Genomic DNA, 17,283 nt, shown 5'->3' on the forward strand with positions numbered 1-17,283 from the left:
ACATGTTTACCTTTTTGATAATAAGGACACTAAAGAGAAATGAATATAATGGCTTTGAAACTTACTAGAATGGTAGTCAATTTTAAAAGTCATATTAATCGTCACTATTGAAAACATATAATTATGAAATTTTTTAAAAAGGCAGTGGTTCTCAGTTTGGTTTTAGGGTTTACTTCATGTAATCAATCGGTTTCTGATAAAGAGAACGAAGAAATAAAAAACACTACAACTGAAATAATAGAAGAAGCGCCTAAAACAAACTCTAAGTTAGTAGGCAAAAGTTATGAGCAATATGGGGCACCATTTTGTGAGATACTAAATATAGATATTATAAAATCCGTTTTCCCTGATGCCACTGAAATAAAAACGAAAGAGGCAACAGATCGTTTAACACCAGAATGCGAAATTACATTTACGTCTAGTGAAGATCGTATGGGATTAATTTTGAAAGGCCAGCCTAGAAAACATAACAACTTTAGTTTAGATTGGAAATTAGAGAATGAAAAAGGATGGTCTAAAATAGAAGGCTTAGGAGATGAAGCTTATTTCTTTCCATGGTTTAATGGAGCAAGTGTACTGGTGATGAAAAATGATGTTAGATACAGCTTGCTAATGAATAGCCAAAAGGAATCTGCAAAGGAAGATGCCATTGCAATAATGGAAGCTCTAGTTAAAACTATAGAGTAAGAGTTGTTTTTTTAACCATTTATTGGTTAGTGTTTTTTTGAAATGATAATACAAGATGAGGTTGCTTTTAAAAAAAAATGCAATTTCTATGTTTACCTAGATCTAATTAGAACACTAAAGAGAAATGAACACAAACTCAATTCTCATGAAAACACGTTTTACAATGATTTTTTCTATTGGCTTTATGCTATTAGCTTCTGCACAAAGTATAGATAAGCAAGTGGTTGCAACTGCAGGAAATACCTCTAGTAATGCATCGCACAAATTAACAACAACAATTGGAGAGCCTATAGTTGGTTTAAAAAGTACAACCGTTAGTATTAGTCAAGGTTTTTTAGCCGGAGCTGTAACTAATGAAACACTCTCTATTGAAACATTAATTGATAGTCCTGCCGTAAAAATATTTCCTAATCCTGTTACAGACAGTGTGCATATAAGTATGCCAAATAACACAGAACAGGTTACAACAACAATTTATGATATTACAGGGAAATTAATAACAGAACAGACTACAAATTCTGAATTACAAACTCTAAATGTTAGTGCTTTTAATAATGGAGTATACATGATACAGCTTCAGTTTAAGGACTCAAATAAAATAAAAACTTTTAAAATTATTAAAAAATAAAATTATGAAAACACAATTTTTAAACATCACAAAAACAATTTTAGTAGCTCTTTTTATCTCAATGACATTTGTATCCTGTTCTTCTGATGATTCAGATGCACCAGATGATGACGGAGGAAGCGATGTAGAATTTTTCGCCAGAGTTAATGATGGGCAATTTACCCCAGACGATGTTATAGCAATAGGCTCAGTAGGAGTTAATTTTTTTAGTATAACGGCTACAAAAGATAATGGCGAAAATGTAGACATTACGATACCAAGTGTAGAGTTAGGTACTTATACGGCAACAGGAGATACCGATACTCAGGTTATTTCTACATATAGACTCAATGATACAAATCCAGCTTTAAGTACGTACACTGCAATGCAAGGCAGTGTAACCATTACAAGTAGCGAGCAAATTAGCTCTGTTTTGCGTAATGTAAAAGGAACTTTTTTCTTTACATATACAAGAGACGATGAGCCACAGGTTTACGAGTTTACCGAAGGCGAATTTAATATTGATGTTCTCTACTTTTAATTCAAATCAATTATAAAACATCTAAATCATTAACAAATGAAAAAAATATTACAAACTATAGCATTTGCGTTATGCATTTGCTTAACCAGTTATGCTCAAAATAGACAATCAAACTTTATTAACTATCAAGGTGTGGCAAGTGATGCCTCTGGAGAGGTTATCTCAGAAACAGCTATAGCATTACAAATAGCCTTAAAATTTGGTAGCGAAACAGCAACAGCTAGCTATATAGAAACACACAACCCAACTACCGATGCCAATGGTGTTTTTAGTCTTGAAATTGGTAATGGTACCTTAGTTTCTGGAGTTTATAATCCTAATGATTTTGGATTTAATGCTAGTTATATAACCGTTTCTTTAAATGGATTAGAAATTGGAACTACTGAGTTAAAAGCTGTTCCATTTGCGTTAAGTTCACTAAAATCTGGAGATAATTTATGGTATGGTGGTGGTGATTCTACTAATGGTTTCATTCAAAATGGAGTAACTAATGTTGTTATACAAGGAAGTCTAGGAGTTACACCAAATGGAGGCACAGCACCACAAGGAGCATATATAAACGAGTTTTCAACTGACGCTACTTTGGCAGGTAATAGTGATACAGCTCTACCAACAGAAAAAGCAGTAAAAACTTATGTAGATAATGCGACAAGTGGTTCTGTTTCTAGGATAAATGATTTAATTGATGGGAAAACATCTAGTGAGTCTATATTTTTAGGTAATTCTTCTGGAAATGCAGAGACTTCTGGTTCTCAGAATACTGCAATTGGTAATGAAGCTTTACCATTATTAACCGATGGAAATCAGGTGACAGCAATTGGTCATTTTGCTCTTAATCAAAATACTACAGGTTCTAATAACATAGCTGTAGGTAGTTTTGCACTTCGATCTAATACTACAGGTTATTTAAATACTGCAGTTGGAACTTCTACCATGTCGCTTAATGAAACAGGTTCTCACAATACAACATTAGGCTCTGATGCCCTTGACAATAATATAATCGGTTCTGGTAACGTAGCTTTGGGCTATCAAGCTGGAAAATTTGAAACAGGAAACAGCAAACTTTATATTTCTAATAACGGTACGTCTAACCCATTAATCTACGGTGAATTTGATAATAATATTTTAAGATTCAATGGAACTACGGAAGCTAGAAGTTATTTCAATAGCCCAACCACAACAGATTTAATTCTAGGTGGTACTGCAAACACCACAGCAGGAGATGACGGTATTATTTCTTCAGACCCTAAATATGCAGGTAGTGATATTTTTATTAGAAGTAACGATGCTGTAGTTATAGAGTTAGATATTGATGATAATGAAACTGGCCAGTTTCAGATATTAGCTGGTGATGGAGATCTTCTCTTTGAGGTTAATGAAGAGGACTATATTTTATTAAACGGAACGCCTGTTAGAGGTGCGGCAAATGCAGATCCAGATCTTATTTTGGGAGGTACGTCTAATAGTGCGTCGGGTGATAACGGGATAATTTCTTCAGATCCAAATTATGCTGGTAGCGATGTATTCATTAGAAGTAATGATGCTGTAGTTATTGAACTAGATAGTGATAACAATGAAGACGGAGAATTTGAAATAAAATCAGGTGCTGGAGAGGTTATTTTTTCGATTTTAGAGGACGGATTTACTATATGTAAACAAATTACTGTAGATGAAAAAATTTATACAGAAGATCTTACTGTTTTTGGTGATTTTAATAATTACTCAGATAGACGCCTTAAAAAAGATATCGAAAGTTTATCTTATGGTTTAGATGAGGTTTTGCAATTACAACCAAAAGCTTATAATTGGAAACACAAAACACAAGAGTATAAATCTTTAGGGTTAATTGCTCAAGACGTACAAGGAATCATTAAAGAGATTGTAACTGAGCAGGATGATGAACAAAAAACGTTATCAGTAAGTTATTTGGAATTAATCCCAGTACTCATAAACGCCATAAAAGAGCAACAAACACAGATAGAAACTTTAAAAACAACAAACACTACCAAAGATGTTGCGTTAGCTGAGATTTTAAAACGTGTAAAAACTTTAGAGTATACAGCAGAATTAAATAAAAACAAAGGGAATAGTTTAAGTAGTGCCAACTAAATAATTAAACAACAAATTGCATTTTTTATAGAAATAAAAAGCGTAATCATCATTAAAAACAGCAATAAAACAAACAAAATTTTAAACCATGAAAAACTTTAAATTAATAACAGTATTTGTATTCATTAGTGTCTTAGGTGTATTTACCGTTAACGCACAAACAGAGACTAAAATAGGTGGCTTTTTAGCCTATGGTACAGAAATAGAAAATATAGGGATTGGTGTCAATGCAGAATTTCCAATTATGGATAAACTTACTATTGCGCCTTCCTTTATTTACTATTTACCAAAAGAAGAGAGCTTTATTAAAGTGAATTGGTTTGAGTTTAATGCCAATGCCAATTACTATTTTATGGATGAAGAAAACATTTCTGTTTATGGTATTGGAGGTTTAAATTACTCTAGTGTCAAAGTCTCTTATGATGGTAATAATTCGTTTTTAGGAGAAAATTACTCATCAAGTGATGGCAGAATAGGTCTAAACTTAGGTGCAGGTGCTAACTTTAATATTGGTAGTAAAATTGAACCTTTTGCAGAATTAAAATATGTCATCATTGATGGTGGACAGTTAGTTATAGCAGCTGGTGTAAAATATAAATTATAAGCAATCAGCTTTTTTAGCCCTTTAAGACTATTTAAATTTTAAAAAACTCAGGATAATATAAAGTCCTGAGTTTTTTTATGCCCTAGTATTTAGACGTACTAAAAAGTAAGATTTCAAATTATTAATAAAAAAAATAAAGAATTGTGTTTACCTTTTTTTAAAACAGACACTAAATAGAAAATACCGAGTTGTTAAAACGTTAATGCAATGCATATGAAAGCACTAAAACCACTATTTCTTACACTTGTTTTTCTATTAATGAGTAATGCTGTTCAAGCGCAGTTTTGGAAGAAATTAGCAAAAAAAGCAGAGAAAAAAATTGAAAGAGAAGCCGAAAATCGCGCAGAAAAACGCGTTAATAAAAATATAGACAAAGTATTTGACGAAGCAGAAGACGGCATAGATAATATAGATCTAAAAACGGAAAAAGTAGATGTAAAACTTCCGGATAGCTATCATTTTGAATGGAAATATAGCATGAAAACGGAAACTCAAGATAAAGAGATTAACATGTATTATATGTTAAAGAAAGAAGCAGCATACATTGGTATAATTGTGATTTTAGATGAGTTTAATACTTCAAAAAATAGCAAAACTATAATGGATAGTGACAGAGGCGCGTTTATCACTTTTATGGATGTAAATGGTCAAAAAATATACAGAGCGATGGAGCTTCCTGAAGCAGATCCTTTAGAAGAAAACACCAATAATTTCACATTAGAAAAAACAGATACTAAAGAGATTTTAGGATATAGTTGTCAAGGTTATAAAACCCAAATAAACGACGGAACCATGCATTTTTATATGGCAAATAATGCACCAATTAGTTTGCATTCTGCATTTGGTAAAAATCAAAGCATGCCTAAAGGCTTTAATAAAGAACTTCTAACAAATTTAAAAGATGGTCTTATGTTAGAAGCCGAATTTACTAGTGATAAAAACAGCAATAACAATTTTAAAACCACATGTACCGAGCTTAAGAAAGTAGATTATACCTTAGACGTAAGTCAGTATGGTTCTTTAAGTGAATTAGGTAGTAAAAATTAATTATAGACGTAAAAAACCAATCATGAAAACAAAATTACTCATTTTAGCATTGTTATTTTCAATAGCGATTAGTGCTCAAATTACAAAATCTGAAGCTTATATTCCAGGAACTAAATTAGTGTTTTATGCTAATGAATGTGGAAACACCATACCAGAAGCGGCTGGTAAATTAACCTTTTGCGATGGCAACGGAAATTTAGGAGTTGTAGAAGAAAGTTATGGGCTTAATAACAGAAATATAAGGTATATGGTAGAGAATAGAGCGAATGCAGATGAAGCATTTGTAACTAATGATGGCTTATCTATTAAACTAGCAGATGGTACATATGAAAATGTACCAAACATTGCCATTCCAGATTTTACCACAGCTGGAGATTGGCAAAATGATAATATTTTTAGAGGTGCTTTAATTATGCCTAATAACAATGTTATTTTTTCTGGTGGTGACTATTATTTATATACCTACAACCGTACTCAAAAGACGATATCTACAATAGAATTTTCTGATTTTCGTAGTCCTGTAACTATGACATACGATGAAGATCGTGATGTAGCTTGGATTATTGCACGTGATGGCAGTGGTCCTCATCTGTACAGTTACAATGAGACTATTGGGTTAGTACATATTAGTGCATTGTCTTTGTCTATCAATGTTGCGCAATTATCAGCTGGTGCACTGATTTCGCCAACGTTCACCTATCGAGATAATCATTTGTATTTTGGTATTCAATCAGGTTTATTTAAAGTAAGTGTACTAGATTATACAACTACAAGTTACAATACTACTTCAACACCAAGTATACCAAGCGACAATGTAAGTGATATTAAGTTTGATGATAATGGTGACTTATGGTTAGCTTTAAATGAAACTAACGATGGTAGTATTCTTAAATTTAATATCGCAAATGAAACCTTTGAGCAATATGAATTACCAAGAGCTACTAATCCTGCCTATACGTATAAGTTTAGTAATATAGCTCTAGATAATGCTGGCACAATTTGGTGTACAGCACTTAACTATAATGGTTTAATAAAGTTAGAATTTGATCAAGGTGTGCCGCAATGGGAACAAATACCATTAGCAGATTTACCACAATTAGGTTTAGAATCACCATATGTGCCAGATAATATCTTTTATAAAAACGATAAATTTTATTTCACAACGTTTTCAGCTTCTTCGGGTTCTAGTAGTGTTGATCAAATTTTAATAAATGATAACGGTAATTGGTCTTCCATAACAGATAATGAAACAGGAAATATTTCTTACTTATCTAGCAAGCGGTTTAATTATAATTTACCAGATGATAATGGTGGTATGTGGTGGTTTAATTGGTATGACGATGTTATTGTACATCGTATGGCTAATGACGAGCAGTTTGTATTTACAGATGTATCCAATCTCGGTAGTTATGCAGCCATCGATATAGATGATAAGCCTATTATACCATTAAGTATAAGTGGTACTAAAATCACCAAAATAGATACACCTCTTTTTTATGGTTTATTAAACGATACAAATCAAAACGCAAATGGATTAGTACGTCATAAAGATGAGGTTTGGTGGTATAACGAAAGTACCTTACAGGTTAAGATTTTAAAATATAATCAAGTTATAGCGACGTTCGATTTAGATGCTAGCTATGAAAATATTTATAATTTTCAGGTAGACTCTAATGGTGATGCCTGGTTTTCTAAAAATGCAAGTAATGGTTCTATCATTAAAAAGTTTGAAACCAGTACTGCAACGACAACGGATTATACATTTACTGAAAATTTAGGAACATTAAAACGAACTGTTGCAGCACCAAATGGTGCGATGTGGTTTGTGAGATCCAATGGGCTTATTTATTACGATGGCAGCACATTTACAACTTACCCAGGGGCTAATTATCCTGAGCTTTCTAAAATAGTATCATTAATAGTAGATACTAATAATGTTGCTCATGTATTATTAAATGATAATACTGCCATTGTAAAAATTGAAAATGCAGGAACCTCTAACGTGTCATTTAGTACCACGTTTTTAGAAGGTATCAATTCTATTTTGCCAGCTTTGGGTCACTATAGACCAGATGATTTGTCTATTGATGGTCAGGGTGCCATGTGGACACATGCTTCTCTAAACACATTTAAGCTTACAGATGCAGATATGGCTACGGAATACAGAACTGAAGGTGAAACTTATAATGTTTCTGGTTTAATATATAACGATCTTAATGAAAACGATGTTTTTGATGCAGGTGAAGAGTATGCAGGTCAATTAGTAGCTTTAAAACTAAATGGGAATGTATATTCTACATTTACCAATGCCAATGGAGTTTATGCATTCTATATGTATGATGAAAATTCAACTTATGAAATTACATTGCCAACTATTGGACAATTTGTTACAGCTTCAAATAGACAGTTAGAAGTTGTTGTTGGTAGCAGTGATCAAAATTACGATGGAAATGATTTTCAGCTAAAACCTAAGTTTGTGAATTCTTTACTTGTAAAAAGCAGTTCTAAATTAGGAGCTTGGGGATTTGTAAGAGCTAATTTTGAAAACACCTATACTACTGCAATCGGTAATTTATCACCAACAAAAACGTTTAACAATCTCGAAGTTACTTATACGTTTAAAAATCAAGATGAAAATAGTAACAATATTTTACCGTCAATAGATGATGTAAAAGTGTATGAGTTAGATCCTAATGGAGGCTTTCAACTTATAGAAAAAGTAACTATTGATCAAAGAAATAACAAGTGGAGCGTAGATTTACTACCAGGTGCTTATACGCAAAATGAATTAACGATTACGCCAGACATCATAGAAACTGGAGCACAAACCGATATTAAAATTACCATACCAGCGGTAAGTCCACTTAATACGTACATAATAGAAATAGATACAGGTCTGTTTGATCCTTCTGAATCAGGTGTAATTATAAATCATGGTGTTTCAAAGATGGGCTCTGATAATTTTGAAGACGCTAATAGTAATCCGCTTATAGATCCTATAATTTTATTTCCTCTTGAAGATCGTGATGAAAACAATAGTGGTTTTGATGTAGACGATTCGCCCTATTTAAATCCAAACGATGTTTATATAGATCCACCATACTTAGAACCTAAACAAGTGTATGGACCAGGACCTTATAGTGCTAAAATTTATAGTTCATACGATCCCAATGATAAATTGGTAGATGAAGGGGTTCCTGGAGTAGTTAACGATAGACATATTGAACGCAAATGGTTAACCTATACCATTCGTTTTGAAAACTCAGGAAATTTCTCAGCAAAAGATGTGGTTGTCACTGATGTGTTGGATGCTAATTTAGATCCTAACTCAGTAAAAGTGATAGAAGCAAGTCATAATTATAATGTAGATATTCTTAAAAATGGAGCAGGGGAAAATGTTTTAAAATTTAGCTTCAATGATATCTTTTTACCATTTGATGATGCCAATAATGATGGTTATATAAAGTTTATGGTAAAAGCAGATGAAGGTATTGCAGAAGATACCATTGTAAATAATAGCGCTAACATCTATTTTGATCAAAACCCTGCGATTATTACCAATATAATTCAGGTGCGTTTCTTAACTATAGAAACATTAGGTATTGAAGATGAGGACTTGGTGTCTCAGTTTAGAATGTATCCGAATCCTACACATTCAATAGTTAATATAGAGACAAAATTACAAATTAAAAATGTTGAGGTCTATACTATTTTGGGAAACAAAGTATTAGAAACCACAAGCAAGCATATTGATGTTTCTCAATTAGCAGAAGGTACTTATATCTTAAAAGTTAGTTCAGAACGTGGTACCTTAAATAAGAAGCTAATTATAAATTAACTCTAAGGTTACTAATTACACCATATAATTCTCTAAGTATACATAATCATTTAGTTATTAATTGATTATGTATGCTTTAATAAAAAACATAAAATATGAAAACTCTAAATTTTTTAAAAAGCAGTCTATTTGTAGTTTGTTTCTTTATGCTACAAACTGTTTTTGCGCAATTCGGAAAAGCAAATAAAGTTAAGCTTCCAGAGTCTTATAACTTTGAGTACATCTATAAACTTAAATTAACCCATAAAAAAGGAGATGTAAACCTGGATTACTATCTAAAGGAAGATGCTAACTACTTTGGTTTTGATACTGCTGAAATGACAAAAGGAAGTGCGGATACTAACATATTTATGGTCATGGATGCTGAGCTCGAAATTACAGCCATGTTTATGGAAATGATGGGTAAAAAAGTGGTTCAGAAAACAAAATTAAAAACCTCAGATTTTACTTCTAAGCAAGAGGATATGTCAGATTATGATTTTAAACAAATCGATTCAAAAACTATTAATGGTTATGACTGCGAAGGCTATTTGAGTGAAAATGATAAAGTAAAAATTATCTATTATATTACGGATGATGTGCCTGTGAGTTTCAATCAAATGTTTGGAGATAATGTTAAGAATCTTCCAAAAGGATTTAATGCAGATATGATGAAAAAATACGCTGAGAAAGGCTTAATGATGGAAATGATTTATGAAGATAAAAAGAAATCCAAAAATAATATCACCATGGAATGCACCAGTTTGGAGAAAACAGATTTTTCAATTGATACCACAAAATATGGTTCTATGATGGGAGTATTTGGAGGTTAAGTAATAATTTGATTCTTCAATTTTACGGGAATTTGTAAAATTATTTTAGTGCCAGAAGGGTTTTCGTTTTCGTATAAATCTTCAATCTCTAAAGTATATGAATTTTGAAATGATTCCGAAAAATTAGCCAATCGTGCTTTGGTAATATCGATGCCTACTGAGTTCCGTTCAAGTCGCTTTCTGTCATTTAGTTTTTTGGAAGCTAGCCTGCCGATACCATTATCTGTAATTTCAACGGTGATAAAGTTGGCTAAGTTCTTTTTAACATTCAAGGTTATTGTTTTGTTGTTAGATTTTGAAGATAGGCCATGCCATAACGAGTTTTCTAAAAAAGGTTGAAGTACCAACGACGGTAATTTTATAATCTCGGTATTTATTGACGGATCTACCGTAATCGTAAAATCTATTTCATTTGAAAACCGAATGTTTTCAATATTCATATACAATTTCATGGTTTCTAACTCGTCATTTAGAGAGGTTTCTTTTTCTTTAGAAGCCATTAAAATTTTTCGGATGAGTTTTGAGAACTTATTGAGATAATAAACCGCATTAGTTTTATCATTATTAATGATATAGAGCTTTATGGAATTTAGTGAGTTAAAAATAAAATGAGGATTCATTTGACTTCGTAACATATCTTGCTCTAAAGTTAAAATATGTTTGTCTCGTTTTAAGGCTTTTGTTCTGTGAACGATAAAAAGGGCGATGCCAATAATTCCTAAGAGTAGAGAGGTATAAAGTAAGATTTGTTTATTGTGCTCTAGGCGTAAGCGAACAGATTCATTTTCTAACGCTAAAGCTCTTATTTGGTTGTTTTTATTTTCGTTTTCATATTCAACAGCAATGTCATTAACATACTGTAGGTTTTGTTCCGTTAATATGGTGTTTTCTATTTCAACAGCCTCTTGGTAATATTTTAATGCTGTTTTAAAGTCGTTATTCTTTTGGTTAAGTTTAGATAGTAATTTGCTAGATTCTACAACAGTGGACTTTAAGTTATAAGAATTTGCAATGTTAAGTGCTTTCTTTAAATGCTTTTCTGCAGAAATGAGTTGGTTGGTTTCTATTTCTAATTGCCCAAGGTTGACATACGAAGCAGAAATATAGTATTGATCGTCAATATCTAAAGCCTTACTTAGTGCTTCTTTAAGAATCGGTTCCGCTTTTTTGTAATTCTGTTGTTTCAGATAAATGCCACCGATGCTATTGAAACAGATAACACGTCCGATTTCAGAATTAATCATATTATTGTAATCCAATGATTGTTGAAAACTAGACAAGGCTGAGCCTAAATTTCCTTTAGCTTCTTGTGCATAACCTATGTTATGATAATTAATAGCTAAGCCTAATTTATTATCAATACTTTTTTCAATTTTAAGAGATTTATTAAATTGATTAATGGCCAAGTCATACTGTTTTAATGCCAAATAAATATTACCAATACTATTTTGGGAAACAGCGATATTCTCTGTTATAGTTTGTGAGGGTTGATGCACAGAATAGGCGATTTTTAAAGCTTCTGTGTGGTAATCCAAAGCCAATTTAACCACGTCCATCCGTCTATAAACAACGCCTATCATATTTAGGCTAATGATTTTAAATTCTGTGCTCTCTGTTTTATCTGCATAGACTTTTGCCTCTTCATGTAAAGCAATAGCTTGGTCGTATTTAGAAATATTTCTTTGAATGACCCCTAGGGCGTTAAGAGCATAGCTGCAACTTTCAAAAGAAGCGATGTCTTTAGAAACCGTAAACAAGCGTTTCATTTTTAGGCTATCTTGTTCAAATGGTTCAAACAAAGAATCAATTTCGGTGTATAGCGTTGGTGTATTGTTTTTTATGTAAATTAATGAGTTCTCAAAATTTAGTTGTTGTGCAGAACTATAGGAACTAAAAAAGAAAAAAACCAGACATAAGTTTAATAGTTGAAACTTAAACGAATAATTCATGATTTTGATTTATAGTTTTTCAAGAAAATCTGATTTGCGCTGTCTCGCTACAGGAATTTTATGATCACTGTCCATAATTACATAACCCTCGTTTTTAATGAATGCTTTAATCTTGTTTAAGTTAATAATGTAAGAGTTGTGTATTCTGAAAAAATAATGCTCTGGTAAGATGGCGTCAACTTCTTTTAATTTTTTGGTTAGCACTATTTTTTTTTGGTCTTGTAAAAATAACGTGCTGTAATTGCCGTCGGATTCTATATATATAATATCATCGACATCTAAGAAAAGGAGCTTGCCATCCGTGTTAATGGTAATCTTTTTTTTATCGAATTGCGAATTAAAGTTAGTGAGCATTCGCTCTAATTTTTGTGAATTAATAGTGCGCTCACTATGTTTTTTAATTTTTGCGATGCAGTGTTTTAAATCGTCCGAATCAATAGGTTTAAGTAAGTAATCTATAGCATCGTGCTTTAAAGCTTTTATGGCGTATTCGTCGTAAGCAGTAGTAATAATTACTGCAAAATTGGGATCGTTAAGTTGTTCTAAAAATTGAAAACCACCAATAGTTGGCATTTGTACATCTAAGAATAGGCAATCTGGAGTATGCGAATTTAAATACGTTAAGGCTTCATCTGGATCAGTAAAGGAGGCCATGACTTCTATTTCATCACTAAAATTATTGATTTCCCAAATTAAACTTTGTACGGCTTTTGGTTCATCGTCTACGATTACTGCTTTTAACATAGGTATAAATTATGAAATCTAAATATAACAATATATTGAGTGTTAGGAATATAAATATGTGTGTAATGCATAGTTTTGTGTATAGCGTGCTAAAATGTTTTGATGAAAAATAGCACAGCCAGATACACACGTTTTTTTACCATTTATACATTACACTATTGAATTATAGATAATTATAAGCATATTTGTGTAATGAAATTAACCAAAAAAATTATAGCGAATTAGGGGTTTGCTTTTTGGTTAGTACGCTATTAATTAGTAGAATTTAGGATTTTAAAAATTCTAATCTTTCATTACTGTGTTAATTTGTAATAAGTGATTTTTTAATTGCTTATTATTAATTTTAGTTAGTTATTAGGGAAAAAGAGCGTTATGTCAGCGCTCTTTTTTGTGGCTTAATTTTAACCAAATATTTATGTCTTAACCGTCAATAAACTCGCTTGTTAACCTTTATTTTAACACGATAAAACTTACATTTTTATATGTATTTGCTCAGTTTTAAATTACTATAAAACAGGTGTTTAGTATGTGTTTTTGTAATCTTCCGTTTTTCTCTGTGATAAACTGATTTGTTAAGAACTTGTTGACAATGTTTATAAAATTAGCTTTCATTTTTACTGACAATTGTCAATCTTTGTGGCGAGCAAAATAGAATAGATTTTTCTAGTTTTTTGGATTTGAAAATCGAGAAGAAAAATCATTTTTTATAAAATTCAGCCCTTTATTTCTATAAAGGAAAAATATAAAACGTTTAACGGATTTACCCAACTGGTTTAGAATGGTTTCATGCCATTCTGATGACGAGATAGGCTTTAAAATTAAAAGAATTATGGAGATTACCCAGATTATTAAAAGAGATTATGAAACAAGTCCGTTTGTTTTAAATAAAATTACAAACGCTATTGAGAAAGCGATGCTTTCTGTAGGAAATGGTGGTAAGGAAGATGCCAATGCAATCTCCGTTAGTGTGTTGCAAACCTTATTAGAGAGAAAAGGAAAAGATTACAATTATTTACCTACTGTAGAAGAGGTTCAAGATCTTGTTGAAGAAAAATTAATGACAAGCTCATTTCCAAGTGTTGCAAAAGCATACATCTTATATAGAGACGAGCAGGCGAGAAGTAGAAAAACGAACATTTTTGAAAAGCGTATTAACTTAAAGCCTTATGAGTATCCAGAACTTAACGAATATGTAGATGCGATTAGACACTCATACTGGATTCATTCTGAATTTAACTTTACAAGTGATATACAGGATTTTAAAACAAGATTGACCGTTGTAGAGCAAAATGCTATTAAAAATACAATGCTTGCTATTTCTCAAATTGAAGTCGCTGTGAAATCGTTTTGGGGTGAGATTTATAATAAAATGCCTAAGCCAGAAATCGGATCTGTAGGAGCAACATTTGCAGAAAGTGAAGTACGTCATCATGATGCTTACTCACATTTATTAGAAATATTAGGTCTTAATAACGAATTTAAAAACCTGAAGAAAAAGCCGGTAATAATGAGACGAGTTCATTATTTAGAAACCGCTTTAAAGAATGCGAAAAGTGAAGATAATAAAGAATATGCAGAGTCAATTTTATTGTTCTCTCTATTTATTGAGCATGTATCTTTATTTTCTCAGTTTTTAATCATCATGGCGTTTAACAAACATAAAAACATGCTTAAAGGGGTGTCTAATGTGGTTGAAGCAACATCTAAGGAAGAACAAATTCATGGTGATTTCGGAATTGATATTATTAAAATTATCAAAAATGAAAACCCAACTTGGTTTGATGCAGAACATAGTTCTTTAGTAAGAGACTTATGTGTAGAAGCATTTGATTCTGAAAGTAAACTTGTGGATTGGATCTTTGAAGCCGGTGAGTTAGATTTCTTACCTAAAGATGTAATTAATGAGTTCATTAAAAACAGATTTAATAATTCATTAGAAAGCATTGGCATTGACAAAGTATTCGATGTAGATGAAAAATTATTAGTGCAAACCGAATGGTTTGATGACGAAATTATTGGAACAAAGCATGGAGATTTCTTCGTGAAGCGTTCTATAAATTATGCAAAGAGACAAAAAAGTGTAACCGGAGACGACTTATTTTAAACCATAAACAACAACGACCATATGAACCAAGACATCAAAAACACAGTGATTCACGAAACAACACAAACATCTAGCCACGATGAATTAATTAAAGCTAGAAAGGAAGCCATAAAAGAAGCTAAAGCAGAACCAGAAATAAAATGGTTAACAGAACATAGTCGTCAATTTTTAGCCTCTGGTTACCTTACAGGAGATACAACTCCAGAAGAGCGTATTAGAGAAGTTGCTAATAATGCAGAGAAAATATTAGGCATCGATGGTTTTGCAGATAAGTTCTACGGTTATATGGCTGAAGGCTACTATTCATTAGCATCTCCAGTATGGTCTAACTTCGGAAAAAAACGTGGCTTACCAATTAGTTGTTTTGGTTCGCATATTTCTGATGATATGGGAGATATCCTTTATACACAGTCAGAAGTAGGTATGATGTCTAAATTAGGAGGTGGTACTTCTGGTTATTTTGGAAAATTGCGTCATAGAGGTGCTCCTGTAAAAAATAACGGTGAGTCTTCTGGTGCAGTTCACATTATGCAGTTGTTTGAAAAAATGGTTGATGTTGTAAGTCAAGGGTCAGTGAGAAGAGGTCGTTTTTCTCCATACTTACCAATTGAGCATCAAGATATACACGAGTTTTTAGAAATAGGAACAGAAGGAAATCCAATACAAGAGTTAACACATGGTGTTACTGTAGGTGATGAGTGGATGCAAGAAATGATTGATGGCGATGCGGATAAAAGAGCTATTTGGGCAAAAGTATTACAACGTAGAGGAGAGATAGGCTATCCTTATATTTTCTTTAGAGACAATGCTAATAACAATGCACCGGATGCTTATAAAGATCAAAAACATGAGATTTATGCCAGTAACTTATGTTCAGAAATTATGTTACCTACAAACGATCGTTGGTCTTTTGTTTGTGTATTATCTTCTATAAACTTATTACATTATGATAAGTGGAAAGATACAGATGCTGTTGAAACAATGGTATATTTCTTAGACGCTGTTTTAGAAGAGTTTATTACAAAATTAGAAGTGTATAGAGATTCTGATAGCCGTGATGATAGACATACATTTATGTTTATGGAAAAAGCATACACGTTTGCTAAAGAAAACAGAGCTTTAGGTTTAGGAGCTTTAGGATGGCACTCATTATTACAATCTAAAATGGTAGGTTTTGATAGTAAAGAGGCATTTGACTTAAACAGTGAAATCTTTAAAACAATTAAAGATAAATCGGTTAAAGCCTCAGAAGAGCTAGCTAAGTTATTTGGTGAGCCAGAAGTATTAAAAGGTTACGGAAGACGTAATACTACCTTAAATGCTGTAGCGCCAACCACATCTTCAGCGTTTATTTTAGGGCAAGTATCGCAAGGTATTGAGCCAATTTGGTCTAATAGTTATGTAAAGGATATCGCAAAAATCAAAACAACGATTAAGAATCCTTATTTGTTAGAGCTTTTAAAAGAAAAAGGAATGAATACGAGCGATGTTTGGAAAAGCATCCGTGATTATGATGGTTCTGTACAACATTTAGAAGGTCTTACAGAAGAAGAGAAGAATGTGTTTAAAACCTATTCTGAAATTGATCAAATGACAATTATCTACCAGGCAGCAAACAGACAAAATCATATCGATCAATCACAGTCGTTGAACATTATGGTGCATCCAGATATGCCTGTAAAAGATATTAATAAGATCTATGTTACGGCTTGGCAATTAGGTGTGAAGTCATTGTACTACCAACACAGTATGAATGCTGCACAGAAGTTTAAGCAAAAGAAAGATTGTACGAGTTGTGAAGGGTAATAAATTGCTGCGAAGGCAGTAATCTCTCATAATAAAATTTAAAACCACTCTACTGTAGGGTGGTTTTTTAAGGCGGAATTTTAAACTGTTAAATTGTTAGTAAAATATTGTAAATCAGAATTTTATAAAATTTTTTTTGTATAAAGTGTTAAAGCTATAGATTAAAAGGTATTGCCTAGAAAAAGATATTAAAAATAAAGAGTAGAAAATAATAATAACCTAAACTATATTGAAAATGAAATAAGTTAAAATAGGTTAGAGCCCTTAGACCTTAAATTAAGGGAGTATAATTTTAACCTTTAGAAATATTGAGTAAAAATAAACGGAACAACCCACAATGGTGGATGGTGTTCAAAAAAGAGATTAGACTTGTAGTTCGTACTGCAGTAAGTCTTATCAAAATGTGGCTACTTTAAATTCCACGACTCCTGACCA

Annotated in this window: 12 protein-coding genes; 10 read left to right on the top strand and 2 right to left on the bottom strand. The window is 32.0% G+C overall.

All coding sequences use genetic code 11. The features are described from left to right. Positions 1-123: 123 nt before the first annotated feature. From HM986_RS06510 to HM986_RS06545, 8 genes are all read left to right on the top strand, one after another. The gene (locus HM986_RS06510) at positions 124-687 is read left to right on the top strand and encodes a hypothetical protein (protein ID WP_179334227.1); all 564 of its coding nucleotides are present in this window, start codon (positions 124-126) and stop codon (positions 685-687) included. A 145-nt stretch (positions 688-832) separates the two neighbouring features. Then, positions 833-1,315 carry a T9SS type A sorting domain-containing protein gene (locus HM986_RS06515; protein WP_179334228.1) on the top strand — a complete coding sequence of 161 codons (483 nt, stop codon included), beginning with the start codon at positions 833-835 and terminating at the stop codon, positions 1,313-1,315. A 4-nt stretch (positions 1,316-1,319) separates the two neighbouring features. Beyond that, positions 1,320-1,835 (top strand): DUF6252 family protein, encoded by a 516-nt coding sequence (locus tag HM986_RS06520; protein WP_179334229.1) that lies wholly within the window; start codon positions 1,320-1,322, stop codon positions 1,833-1,835. Positions 1,836-1,871: 36 nt separating this feature from the next. After that, positions 1,872-3,944, top strand: coding sequence for a tail fiber domain-containing protein (locus HM986_RS06525; RefSeq protein WP_179334230.1), 2,073 nt, complete (start codon positions 1,872-1,874; stop codon positions 3,942-3,944). A gap of 88 nt (positions 3,945-4,032) precedes the next feature. Then, the gene (locus HM986_RS06530) at positions 4,033-4,548 is read left to right on the top strand and encodes an outer membrane protein (protein ID WP_179334231.1); all 516 of its coding nucleotides are present in this window, start codon (positions 4,033-4,035) and stop codon (positions 4,546-4,548) included. Positions 4,549-4,761: 213 nt separating this feature from the next. Further along, the gene (locus tag HM986_RS06535; protein ID WP_179334232.1) at positions 4,762-5,595 is read left to right on the top strand and encodes a DUF4412 domain-containing protein; all 834 of its coding nucleotides are present in this window, start codon (positions 4,762-4,764) and stop codon (positions 5,593-5,595) included. A gap of 22 nt (positions 5,596-5,617) precedes the next feature. Continuing rightward, positions 5,618-9,433: a DUF7619 domain-containing protein gene (locus tag HM986_RS06540; protein WP_179334233.1), complete on the top strand. Its 3,816-nt coding sequence runs from the start codon at positions 5,618-5,620 to the stop codon at positions 9,431-9,433. 95 nt (positions 9,434-9,528) lie between these two features. Then, positions 9,529-10,245, top strand: a complete 717-nt coding sequence (locus HM986_RS06545) for a DUF4412 domain-containing protein (RefSeq protein WP_179334234.1) — start codon at positions 9,529-9,531, stop codon at positions 10,243-10,245. Here the strand turns inward: HM986_RS06545 and HM986_RS06550 are convergent. Together HM986_RS06550 and HM986_RS06555 are read right to left on the bottom strand one after the other, a co-directional pair. Beyond that, positions 10,242-12,194 (bottom strand): tetratricopeptide repeat-containing sensor histidine kinase, encoded by a 1,953-nt coding sequence (locus tag HM986_RS06550; protein WP_179334235.1) that lies wholly within the window; start codon positions 12,192-12,194, stop codon positions 10,242-10,244. The genes HM986_RS06545 and HM986_RS06550 overlap by 4 nt on opposite strands. 9 nt (positions 12,195-12,203) lie before the next feature. Further along, on the bottom strand, positions 12,204-12,938 hold the full coding sequence (locus HM986_RS06555; RefSeq protein ID WP_179334236.1) for a LytR/AlgR family response regulator transcription factor: 735 nt from the start codon (positions 12,936-12,938) through the stop codon (positions 12,204-12,206). Between the two features lie 829 nt (positions 12,939-13,767). On the opposite strand from HM986_RS06555, the gene HM986_RS06560 reads away from it, so the two are divergent. Continuing rightward, the gene (locus HM986_RS06560; protein WP_179334237.1) at positions 13,768-15,042 is read left to right on the top strand and encodes a ribonucleotide-diphosphate reductase subunit beta; all 1,275 of its coding nucleotides are present in this window, start codon (positions 13,768-13,770) and stop codon (positions 15,040-15,042) included. Between the two features lie 21 nt (positions 15,043-15,063). Continuing rightward, positions 15,064-16,848: a ribonucleoside-diphosphate reductase subunit alpha gene (locus HM986_RS06565; protein WP_179334238.1), complete on the top strand. Its 1,785-nt coding sequence runs from the start codon at positions 15,064-15,066 to the stop codon at positions 16,846-16,848. Positions 16,849-17,283 lie beyond the last annotated feature (435 nt).

This window comes from Winogradskyella costae, assembly GCF_013403865.1.
GTDB lineage: Bacteria > Bacteroidota > Bacteroidia > Flavobacteriales > Flavobacteriaceae > Winogradskyella > Winogradskyella costae.

What these genes read in the sequence shown, in the direction of transcription:
- HM986_RS06540 (WP_179334233.1), top strand. Translation starts at nt 5,618, where the DNA reads ATGAAAACAAAATTACTCATTTTAGCATTGTTATTTTCAATAGCGATT.
- HM986_RS06535 (WP_179334232.1), top strand. Translation starts at nt 4,762, where the DNA reads ATGAAAGCACTAAAACCACTATTTCTTACACTTGTTTTTCTATTAATG.
- HM986_RS06525 (WP_179334230.1), top strand. Translation starts at nt 1,872, where the DNA reads ATGAAAAAAATATTACAAACTATAGCATTTGCGTTATGCATTTGCTTA.
- HM986_RS06515 (WP_179334228.1), top strand. Translation starts at nt 833, where the DNA reads ATGAAAACACGTTTTACAATGATTTTTTCTATTGGCTTTATGCTATTA.
- HM986_RS06560 (WP_179334237.1), top strand. Translation starts at nt 13,768, where the DNA reads ATGGAGATTACCCAGATTATTAAAAGAGATTATGAAACAAGTCCGTTT.
- HM986_RS06555 (WP_179334236.1), bottom strand. Translation starts at nt 12,938, where the DNA reads ATGTTAAAAGCAGTAATCGTAGACGATGAACCAAAAGCCGTACAAAGT.
- HM986_RS06545 (WP_179334234.1), top strand. Translation starts at nt 9,529, where the DNA reads ATGAAAACTCTAAATTTTTTAAAAAGCAGTCTATTTGTAGTTTGTTTC.
- HM986_RS06520 (WP_179334229.1), top strand. Translation starts at nt 1,320, where the DNA reads ATGAAAACACAATTTTTAAACATCACAAAAACAATTTTAGTAGCTCTT.
- HM986_RS06510 (WP_179334227.1), top strand. Translation starts at nt 124, where the DNA reads ATGAAATTTTTTAAAAAGGCAGTGGTTCTCAGTTTGGTTTTAGGGTTT.
- HM986_RS06530 (WP_179334231.1), top strand. Translation starts at nt 4,033, where the DNA reads ATGAAAAACTTTAAATTAATAACAGTATTTGTATTCATTAGTGTCTTA.
- HM986_RS06565 (WP_179334238.1), top strand. Translation starts at nt 15,064, where the DNA reads ATGAACCAAGACATCAAAAACACAGTGATTCACGAAACAACACAAACA.
- HM986_RS06550 (WP_179334235.1), bottom strand. Translation starts at nt 12,194, where the DNA reads ATGAATTATTCGTTTAAGTTTCAACTATTAAACTTATGTCTGGTTTTT.